At 65.9% G+C, this 9,297-nt stretch carries 8 protein-coding genes; 5 read left to right on the top strand and 3 right to left on the bottom strand.

Annotation, left to right across the window (positions count from 1 at the left end; genetic code table 11):
• The 4 genes from PMN64_RS40140 to PMN64_RS40155 form a co-directional block, all read left to right on the top strand.
• The coding region (locus PMN64_RS40140; protein WP_411784737.1) for a branched-chain amino acid ABC transporter permease at positions 1–746 on the top strand (746 nt) is incomplete at its 5' end.
• Between the two features lie 5 nt (positions 747–751).
• Positions 752–1,771 carry a branched-chain amino acid ABC transporter permease gene (locus tag PMN64_RS40145; protein WP_411784738.1) on the top strand — a complete coding sequence of 340 codons (1,020 nt, stop codon included), beginning with the start codon at positions 752–754 and terminating at the stop codon, positions 1,769–1,771.
• A 65-nt stretch (positions 1,772–1,836) separates the two neighbouring features.
• The gene (locus PMN64_RS40150) at positions 1,837–3,849 is read left to right on the top strand and encodes a tyramine oxidase (protein ID WP_411784739.1); all 2,013 of its coding nucleotides are present in this window, start codon (positions 1,837–1,839) and stop codon (positions 3,847–3,849) included.
• Positions 3,846–4,163, top strand: a complete 318-nt coding sequence (locus tag PMN64_RS40155; RefSeq protein WP_411784740.1) for a hypothetical protein — start codon at positions 3,846–3,848, stop codon at positions 4,161–4,163. Before PMN64_RS40150 ends, PMN64_RS40155 begins: the two co-directional genes overlap by 4 nt.
• On the opposite strand, the gene PMN64_RS40160 is transcribed toward PMN64_RS40155, so the two are convergent.
• The 3 genes from PMN64_RS40160 to PMN64_RS40170 form a co-directional block, all read right to left on the bottom strand.
• Positions 4,149–5,501, bottom strand: a complete 1,353-nt coding sequence (locus PMN64_RS40160; RefSeq protein ID WP_411784741.1) for an aminotransferase class III-fold pyridoxal phosphate-dependent enzyme — start codon at positions 5,499–5,501, stop codon at positions 4,149–4,151. The two genes, PMN64_RS40155 and PMN64_RS40160, sit on opposite strands and share 15 nt — an antisense overlap.
• Before the next feature lie 119 nt (positions 5,502–5,620).
• A complete protein-coding gene (locus PMN64_RS40165; protein ID WP_411784742.1) occupies positions 5,621–6,286 on the bottom strand; it encodes an HAD family hydrolase in 666 nt (221 codons plus the stop codon).
• Entirely contained in the window at positions 6,283–7,545 is a 1,263-nt protein-coding gene (locus PMN64_RS40170; protein ID WP_411784743.1) for a Tm-1-like ATP-binding domain-containing protein, read from the bottom strand. The genes PMN64_RS40165 and PMN64_RS40170 overlap by 4 nt, the downstream gene beginning before the upstream one ends.
• Positions 7,546–7,762: 217 nt before the next feature.
• Here PMN64_RS40170 and PMN64_RS40175 point away from each other — a divergent pair, with 217 nt between their 5' ends.
• Positions 7,763–9,247: an aldehyde dehydrogenase gene (locus PMN64_RS40175; protein WP_411784744.1), complete on the top strand. Its 1,485-nt coding sequence runs from the start codon at positions 7,763–7,765 to the stop codon at positions 9,245–9,247.
• Positions 9,248–9,297: the final 50 nt, after the last annotated feature.

Genomic DNA, 9,297 nt, shown 5'->3' on the forward strand with positions numbered 1-9,297 from the left:
TCATGGTGCTGAGCGCGTTCTGCGCCGTGCTGTTCGCCAACCTGTTTCCGCAGGTGTCGCCGCTGTTAATGCTGATCCCGGTGATCGCGCTGTCCTTTGCGGTCGGATGGCTCTATCAGGCTGCCATCGTCAACCGGGTCGTAACCTCGCCCGATCCGCTGTCGCCACTGCTGCTGACGTTCGGCGTTTCAGTCATTCTGCGCAACGTGATGGTCGAGGTGTTCGGCGCCGACGTGCGCAGCCTCCAGGTCGGCGAGTTGTCGCGCGCCAGCCTCGAGATTGCTGGTCTCAACATCGGCATCATGCCGCTGCTGACGCTGGTGCTCGCCGCATTGCTGTTCATGGCGCTGCAACTCGTGCTGCGCCATACCGAGTTCGGCCGGATCGTGCGCGCCACCGCCGACCGCCGCGATATCGTCCGGCTGTCCGGGGTCAAGCCCGACCGGGTTTATAACTACGTCATGGGCCTGTCGCTCGCGCTCGGCGCGATCGGCGGCGTGCTGCTTGCGGTGCGCTCGAGTTTCACGCCGTTCTCGGGCGCCGAGCGGCTGCTGATCGCGTTCGAGGTCGTGGTGCTCGGCGGGCTCGGCTCGTTCTGGGGCGCACTGCTCGGCGGCATCGCGCTCGGCATCGCGCAATTGATCGGGTTGAAGATCGATCCAAATGCCGGGCTGCTTTACGCGCACCTCCTGTTCTTCATCATGCTGCTGATCCGGCCGTCGGGTCTCGTGTCGAGCAGGGTGTGACGCCGATGCCGACACGGATCATTCTTGCGGCCTCTGCCATCGTGCTCGTCGCGGTGATCGCCGGCGCGCCCTTCGTGCTGAACGAGGGCTTTCTGCGGCTCGCGACCGAGTGCCTGCTCTTGCTGACGATGGCGCAGATGTGGAACCTGCTGGCGGGCTATGCCGGGCTGGTGTCGCTCGGCCACCAGGTCTTCATCGCGTTCGGCGCCTATGCGCTGTTCCTGACCTCGGGCTGGCTCGAGGTCACGCCGATCTGGGTGCTGCCGGTCGCGCCGCTGGTGGCGGGCGCGGTTGCGGCGATCATCGCCTTTCCGCTGTTTCGGTTGCGCGACGCCTATTTCTCGATCGCGATGTGGGTGTTCGCCGAGATCATCGGTGCGTTCACGATGAAGTCGCAGGCCGTCGGCGGCACGTCGGGCGTGCCGCTCGCGACCAGCAAGCTGATCGATTTCGACTGGTTCGAGCCGACGATGTTCTGGCTCGCCGGCGGCCTGACGCTCGTCACCATCGCGGCGCTGTACAGGATGATGACGTCGAGCTTCGGGCTCGGGCTGATGAGCGTGCGCGACAATGATCTTGCCGCGATGAGCGTCGGCGTCGACGTCCGGCACAATCGTTTCGTCGCCTTCGTGCTCTCGGCGGCGGGATGCGGGCTCGCCGGCGCGCTCAGCTTCATGGGCAATCTGTTCATCGCGCCGCTGGCGGCCTTCGACGTCAACTGGTCCGTCTACATGATGTTCATCGTGATCATCGGCGGTATCGGAACCCTGGAAGGCCCGATCCTCGGCGTCATCATCTTCTTCGGCCTCCGCGAGCTGATGACCGGACCGCTCGGGCTGTCCGGCGGCTGGTATCTGGTCGGGCTCGGCATCATCGCCGTCGTGGTGATGATCGTGGCGCCGCGCGGCATCTGGCCGGCCTTGCGCGATCGCATCGGCGTGCGGCTGCTCGATGTCCACCGCGCCGCGCCACGCCCGGCCACGGCCGCGATCCTGCCGGCTGCGTCGGAACAGGTTACCGGATGAGGCGGGCCTTCACGTCGCCACCGTTGCTTGTATTCTGACTGTTCTGGCTTTGAGTGGAGGGCGGAATGGCTCTGATATCCCGGCATGACGTATGGGCAGTGGCCGGCCTGATGGTCGCAACATTGGCGGCACCGCTGCCGGCGCAGGCCGAGCGCCGGATGTGGCCGCAGGTGACCGCAACGCACCCGATGGACGGGCTCACCACCGACGAAATCCGCTCGGTCTCCGATACCCTTCGCGGCGCCGGCAAGCTCGACGATTCGGCGCGGGTCGTCTCGATGTCGGTCGAGGAGGATCCCAAGGACGAGGTGCGGGCGTGGAAGCCCGGACAGCCCTTCACGCGTCGGGCCAGCGCCACGTTGCTGAGCGGCGGGCATCTCTACGAGGCGCATATCGATCTCGCCGCGCGGAGCGTGCTCGGCTGGCAGGAAGTCAGGGATCATGAGGCCGCGTTGACCATCGACGAGCTGATCTCCGCCGGCGACCTGCCGAAGCAGGACCCGCGCTGGATCGCCGCGATGGCCAAGCGCGGCATCACCGATTTCCGCAACGTGATGTGTCTACCGCTGACGGTCGGTCCGGTGAGCGACCCGGCCCTGAAAGGCCGCCGCCTGCTCAACGTTCCCTGCGTCGACACCACGGGCGCCGCCAACAATCTCTGGGGCAAGCCGATCGAGAACCTGTTCGCCCAGGTCGATCTCAAGAGCAAGACGGTGCTGTCGGTGACCGATCTCGGCGTGGTGCCGCCACCGCCGCAGACGCCGTCGCACGCCTATGCCGACTCCGGAACATATCGCAAGCCGCCGAAGCCGATCGAGATCACCGCGCCCGAGGGCAGCAATGTGAAGGTGGAGGGCGGCCAGGTCCGCTGGGACAACTGGTCGTTCCATGTCCGTCTCGAGCCGCGCGTCGGCGCCGTGCTGTCGCTGATCCGTTACGATGACCACGGCACGCTCCGCGACATCGCCTATCAGATCTCGGCGAGCGAGATGTTCGTGCCCTATATGGACCCGGCGCCGACCTGGTCGTTCCGCGCCTATATGGATATCGGCGAGTACGGCTTTGGCGTGCTCTCCAGCGAATTGCAGCGCGGCGTGGATTGTCCCGAAGGCGCGCATTATTTCGACCTGACGATCTCGGATACCAAGGGTGCGCCGGTCGTGTCCAAGGGCGCGGTCTGTATCTTCGAGCGCCCGACCGGCGATCCGATCTGGCGCCACAGCGAGCTGATCAACAACACCGCCGAGGTGCGGCCGAACAATGAGCTGGTGGTGCGGATGGCGCCGGTGGTCGGCAATTACGACTATCTGGTGGACTACGTGTTCGACCGTGCCGGCAATATCGACGTGCGGCTCGGCGCCTACGGCATCGACGCCACCAAGGGCGTCGCGAGCAAGACACTGAGCGACCCGACGGCTACGCAGGATACCGCCCTTGGGACGCTGGTCGACGAACGCCTGCTTGCAGTCAATCACGATCACTACATGACGTTCCGGATCGACATGGACGTCGACGGCACCTCGAACCGGCTGGTCGAGGATCGCTTCAATGTCCGCCGGCTGGAGCAGGGCCAGCGCAAGAGCCTTTGGCAGGTCGACACCAGGCCGGTCGCGACCGAAGGGCCGATCACCATGCCGTTGAACGCGGCGCAGTTCAGGATCGAGAGCACGGGCAAGACCAACAGCCGCGGCTATCGTACGAGCTATCAGCTGATGCCTGGCCACTCCGACGTCTCGCTGCTCGCCAAGGACGATCCGATCCAGCTGCGCGCAGGTTTCAGCGCCTACACGCTGTGGACCTCGGCCTACGCCAAGGACGAGCGCTACGCTGCGGGCATGTATCCGAACGGAAACCCTGAGGTCGACGGCCTGCCGAAATGGACGGCGGCGAAGCGGCCGATCGAGGACCGCGACCTCGTGCTGTGGTACACGGTCGGCTTCCGCCACGTGCCGCGCGCAGAGGATTGGCCGGTCATGCCGGGCCTGTGGCATGGCTTCCGGCTGCGTCCGTTCAACTTCTTCGATCGCAATCCCGCGCTCGACGTGCCGCCGATGGTGAATGCCAGGGACACCAAATGAGGGGGCGGGCGCGTCGCATCGGAGCGGTGGCCGGCGCGCTGCTTGCGCTGTTGGCGACCGGCCCAGCCGCGCTTGGTGCGGCGGCTGAAAGCAGTGTTGACGATGCGTCCTTGCTCTATCTGAGCAGTAGCGACTGGGAGCGACAGTCCGCGCCGCGCAAGGTCGCGCTGGCGGCCGACTTCATGCGCATCTTCTGCACCGACCAGCGGATGTCGCCGGCATCGCTGGCTGATTGCCTCGACCGCGACAAGGCGGATGGCGCGCCGTTCGAGCGCGCCATGGCCTGTGTCAGTGCGCTGTCAACCGGCCGCTGAGAGCCCGGCGTCGATTCCTTCGGCGATCCGCCTCACGTCGGCCGACGTCAGGATCAGGGGCGGCGACAGGATCAGGTTGTTGCCGGAAACGCGCAGCATCACGCCGGCCTCGTAGGCGGCGTCAGCAACCTTCGCCATCGTCTTCTTGTCGGCGGGCTTCTTGCTGTCGCGATCGGCGACCAGTTCGAGCGCGGCCATCAAACCCTTGCCCCTGACGTCGCCGACCAGCGCATGCCTCGCCTTGAGCGCGGCGAGCGCCCGCGCAAGGTCCTCGCCGCGCGCGGCGGCATTCTCGTCAAGCTTGAGGCGGCGGGTCTCGGCGAGCGCCGCAAGGCCCGCGGCACAGCCGACCGGATGGCCGGAATAGGTGTAGCCGTGGCCGATCGAGCCGAACGTGGTCGTGTCGGCCTCGAAGGCCTCCGCAACCTGCTCGCCGATCAGCGTCGCGCCAAGCGGGAAATAGCCTGACGTGATCGCCTTGGCCATCGTCATCATGTCGGGCTTCACGCCCCAGAGCCGCGAACCCGACCACGCGCCGGTGCGTCCGAAACCGGTGACGACCTCGTCCGCGATCATCAGGATGCCGTGACGCTCGCAGATCTCGCGCACGAGCTTCATGAAGCTGTCCGGCGGCACGATCACGCCGCCGGCCCCTAACACCGGCTCCATGATGAAGGCGGCGATGGTGTCGGCGCCCTGGAACGCGATCTCCTCCTCCATCGCCGCCGCGCACAGCTGCGCGAGTTTTGCGGGATCAGGCTCGTTGAAGGGATTGCGATAGGTCGACGGCGCGGGGATATGGAACACGCCGGGCAGCATCGGCTCATAGTTGCGGCGGAAATTGGCGTTGCCGTTGACGGACGCGCCGCCGAAATGGGTGCCGTGGTAGCCCTTCTTCAGCGCCAGGAACTTGGTGCGGTCAGCCTGGCCCTTGATCTTCCAGTATTGCCGCGCGAGCCGCAGCGCGGTCTCGACCGAGTCCGATCCGCCCGAGGTGAAGAAGGCGCGCACCATGCCTTCCGGCTTGAACCATTCGGTGAGCTCGTAGGCGAGCTCGATCGAGGGGCCACTCGAGGTGCCGCGGAAGCCCGAATAATACGGCAGCGCGCTGAGCTGGTCCGCGATCGCCTGTTTGATCGGATCGCAGCTGTAGCCGAGATTGACATTCCACAATCCGCCGACGGCATCGATCACGGTCTTGCCGTCGATATCGGTGACTTCAACGCCTTCGCCCTTCATCACGATTCGCGGCGGCTGCGCCCGCATTTCGGCGGGATGGGCCATCGGGTGCCAGATCGGCTTGGCGTTGTTCTCAACCAGGAAGTTTCTGTCGCGCATGATCGTTCCCTGTCCGGCTGGAGCCTTTTCCGTTCCGATGGAATCGGGACGGGCCTCCAGATTCTAGTCTTGATGCGCTTTCTTCACGCGAACCGGTACCCACTTCGCTCGAAAGCGCTTTAGTCGAATTGCAGCCCGAAATGCCGCAGCGCCTCGCTGTAGGACGCGGCGGGATTGCGCACATCAAACAGCACCGTGCGCATGTTGCATGCGGCGGCGCCTGCGATGTTGCGGCGCTGGTCGTCAACGAAGACGCAATTGTCTGCCTCCAGCGCCAGTTCGTCCAGCACGCTTTGATAGGCGCGAGGGTCGGGTTTCAGGATCCCGGTATGCGTGGCATCGACGATGGTGTCGAAGCGCTTGAGGATAGAAAGACGGCTGCGGAAATCGGCACCGTAGAACAGGTCGAGCTCGTTCGAGAGAATGGCGAGGCGGAACCCGGCATCGGCGGCGAGGGTGATCGCGCGCGCTGCCTCGGGGCGGATCACGGTGTCGGGATCGGCGCCGCGCGCGCGTTTGACGAAGGTCTCCATGTCGCGCCAGTCCTCGCCGACCAGGCGCCCGACCTCGCGGCTGCGGGTCAGCCAGTAGTCGCGCTCAGAAATTTCGCCGCGTTGCATCGACGTCCACAGCGGATCGCTGTCGGGGGCGAACGGTCCGAGCCATTTCAGCGTGCATGGGGCGAGCCCGAGCGTACGCTCGGTCAGGTCATGGGTCTCGAACAGGGTCTTCGAGATCACCCCGCCGAAGTCGAGCACCAGCGCCTGGGCAAGCGGCCTCCTCATGCGGCAGCCGTGGTGCGGCCGCGAGGGACAATGCCGGCAGCGACCCACCGATCGAAGATGCCGAGCACCGTTTCGTTGAATGCGGCGCTGTTGATGTGATCCTTGATCTCGTGCAGTTCGACGGGCGCCTTGATCGCCGATCGCATGGCGTCGACGAAGGCGGCGAGGGCGTCGGGATCGTGCAAGGCTTCGCCTTCGCGATCCCATTGCTGGATGCCGCCGGCGGGCAGCACGAAGGCAACGGGAGCGTTGGCCTGGGACAGTTTCCCGGCAATCGCGCGGGCGATCCGTTGGCGATCAGCGGATCCCGACGTTGCCGACGCAAGCAGCCGGTTGTGCGCGTGGAATGGACGATCCGACAGCTCGTTCGGAACCCCAAGCCATGCCGGGAAGTCGACCATGTCGATCGCCCCGGGTGCGACGATCTGTGGAATGCCGGCTCTGCCCGCATTCTCCAGCCTGTCAGCGCCGGAATTGACCACCGAGCCGGTGAGCTGGTTGGCGACCTCCTGCAGGCTGAGGTCCAGCACCGCGGCAAAGCCACCTTGCGCGGCGATCGATTCCATCGCGCGGCCGCCCATGCCGGTGGTGTGGAAGACGACCACCTCGTAGCCGCGCCGTTCGAGCTGCGGCTTGAGCTCGACCATGTAGCGCAGGCAGCTCTTGCCGAGCGAGGTGATCGCAACGACCGGCCGATCCTTGCGCGGCCTGATTGCGCTTCTGGCGGCGCCGACGATTGCGCCGCAGGCTTGCGACAGCACGGCGGTGCAGGTGCCGTTGAGGCCATAGAGGCCGCCGGCCCACAGGATCATCATCAGGTCGGCGGCGACGCGCTCGGGTGGGATCAGATGCGAGAAGGCGACGGTCGAGACGATCAGCTTCGGCAGGCCGAGCGGCAGCGCCTGCGCGACGTCGAGCGCAAGGTCGGTGCCCATCGTGCCGCCGATCGCGATCACGCCGTCGATGGCATCGCGCTCCGCGAGCGCGCGCGCCAGGTTGGCGGCGCCGACCGCCATCAGCGACATCGCGGAATTCTCGTCGCCGCTCGATGCGATCGCCTCAATCGTGGTTTGTGCAGCGGCCGCCACCGCGTGCTTGTCATGTGCCGCCTGGTACGGCGGATCGCCGAGCACGCTGATGTCCATCATGATGGTTCGGCCACCGGCGCGGGCGATGCACTCGCTCATGAACAGCAGTTCGTCGGCCTTGGTGTCTCCCGTTCCGATCAGGAGAATGCGGGGCTGCGTCATCTCAGGCATGACCTTCGGCTCGCCGGCAGGCGTAAGGGATGGTGACAACCGGTTTGGATAACGCAGGCGGAGCGCTCGGCCATCGTGCGATCACGCTATGGGGACGCGCCTTGCCGTGACATCCACCTATCGGTTGATTGCTGCCAAAGCCTTGATTTGGCGAGGATTGCGCCATGCCAGCGGTCTTGCTCGGAAGCCGCTTTTGTCATCGTCATAATTGTCTCGCATGCAGCAAGCCCAGATTGATCGACTACGCGCGGCCGTCATTCCGGCCCAGCAGCTCTTCATCGGCGGCCGGCCGGCGCCGGCGATCAGCGAGGCACGGCTTGATGTCGTGTCGCCGATCGACGGCCGGCTATTGACCAGCATAGCCGACGGCGACGTGGCCGATGTCGACGCCGCAGTCAGACATGCGCGGCAGGCCGTCGAACAGGGCAGCTGGTCGCGCGCGGCGCCGGCGCAGCGCAAGAAGGTGTTGCTGCGGTTCGCCGACCTCATCGAGCAGCACGCGCTCGAGATTGCGGTGCTCGGCGTGCGCGACAACGGCACCGAGATCAGCATGGCCTACAAGGCCGAACCGCTCTCGGCCGCCGGCACCATCCGTTACTACGCCGAGGCGATCGACAAGGTCTATGGCGAGATCGCGCCGACCTCAGGTGATGTGCTCGGGCTCGTGCATCGCGAGCCGCTTGGTGTCGTCGGCGTGATCGTGCCGTGGAATTTCCCGCTGATGATCGGAGCGTGGAAGATCGGCCCCGCGCTCGCCGCCGGAAATTCGGTCGTGGTCAAGCCGCCGGAGCTTGCCTCGCTGACGCTGCTGCGGCTTGCCGAGCTCGCGACCGAGGCGGGGTTACCGGATGGCGTGCTCAACGTCGTCACCGGCCGCGGCGCATCCGCCGGCGAGGCGCTTGCGCTGCACATGGATGTCGATGTGCTCGCCTTCACCGGCTCGGGTGCGGTGGGCCGGCGGCTCCTGGAATGCTCGGCGCGATCGAACCTGAAACGCGTCCATCTCGAGCTTGGCGGCAAGTCGCCCAACATCGTGTTCGCCGATGCGCCCGACATCAAGCATGCGGCCAAGGTCTCGGCGAGCGGCATCTTCCGAAACTCCGGCCAGGTCTGCGTGGCCGGATCGCGGCTGCTCGTGCAGTCCTCGATCTACGATCGCTTCATGGCCGAGCTGCTCGATGCCACCGCCAAACTCCGCGTCGGCGATCCCCTCGAATTGACCTCGGATATCGGCGCTATCGCGAGCAAACCGCAGTTGCGCAAGAATCTGGATGCCGTTGCCGGCGCGGAAGCGCAGGGCGCGAAGCGGCTGTTTGGCGGCGAGCAGATCCGCGCCGAGAGCGGCGGCAACTTCATGGCGCCTACGATCCTCACCGAGGTGACGCCGTCGATGCAGGTCTGGCACGAGGAGGTGTTCGGCCCGGTGCTTGCAGTGACGCGGTTCGAGGGCGAGGAAGATGCCACAGCGCTCGCCAATGCGACCTCCTATGGACTTGCATCGGCGGTGTGGACGGCAAGTCTGTCGACGGCGCATCGCATGGTGCGCGCCATCAAGGCCGGCGTCGTGCACGTCAACGCCTATGGCGGCGCCGACATCACGGTGCCGCTCGGCGGCTTCAAGCAATCCGGCTTCGGACGCGACAAGTCGCTGCACGCCCTCGATGCCTATACCGACCTCAAGACCGCCTGGATCGCGCTATGACAGCTGCAACCGCCGAACGCACGGGCGTTCTGAACCGACTGCTCGATGCC

It is taken from the genome of Bradyrhizobium sp. UFLA01-814 (genome assembly GCF_046718885.1).
GTDB lineage: Bacteria > Pseudomonadota > Alphaproteobacteria > Rhizobiales > Xanthobacteraceae > Bradyrhizobium > Bradyrhizobium elkanii.